Below are 821 nucleotides of genomic sequence, written 5' to 3'. Positions count from 1 at the left end.
CGTGAGTGAGCTTCGACGGCTTCAACGGCCGAATCAACGGCCTGCAACCGTGGACATCGGCGCCGGGCGAGCTGCGCTGCGTGATCACGGCCCCAACGGCTCGCGGGCAAGACCACGATGATGGACATCATCACCGGCAAGACCCGCCCGGACCGCGGCACCGTGTTCTTCGGCAGCACCATCGACCTGCTGCGGCACAACGAGCCGGAGATCGCTGGCTTGGGAATCGGCCGCAAGTTCCAAAAGCCCACAGTGTTCGAACAGCTCACCGTGTTCGAGAACCTGGAGCTGGCCTTGAAGACGCACAAGGGCGTGGCCTCAAGCCTGTTCTTTCGCCTGGACTCGGCCCAGTCGGACCGGCTGGCCGAGGTGCTGCACACCATCCACCTGGCCGGCAGCGTGGCGCGCATGGCGGGCAATCTGAGCCATGGGCAAAAGCAGTGGCTGGAGATCGGGATGCTGCTGATGCAGGACCCGAAGCTGCTCCTGCTGGACGAGCCGGTGGCGGGGATGACGGACGAGGAGACGGCTCGCACGGCGGAGCTGTTCCTGACCTTGAAGGGGCGGCACTCGCTGATGGTGGTGGAGCATGACATGTCGTTCATCCGGACGATTTCGGAGAAGGTGACGGTGTTGTGCGAGGGGGCGGTGTTGGCGGAGGGGACGCTGGATCAGGTGCAGGGGGATGAGAGGGTGATTGAGGTTTATCTGGGGCGGTGATGGGTTGGGTTGTTTTTTGCGTTTGCTGTTCAGTTACGTTCCGGGGCCGGGAGTTGCGCCCGGCGGCGCACTCACTTTCTTTTGCTTCGCCAAAAGAAAGT

General features: G+C 63.2%; 1 pseudogene. It reads left to right on the top strand.

What is annotated here, in order from left to right:
* Positions 1 to 5: 5 nt before the first annotated feature.
* A pseudogene (urtD, locus tag AC27KI_RS26205) lies at positions 6 to 720 on the top strand (urea ABC transporter ATP-binding protein UrtD); the annotation flags it as partial.
* Positions 721 to 821 lie beyond the last annotated feature (101 nt).

This window comes from Acidovorax sp. KPB24-03 (assembly GCF_057546605.1).
This window is presented reverse-complemented; position numbering and strand designations above follow the sequence as displayed.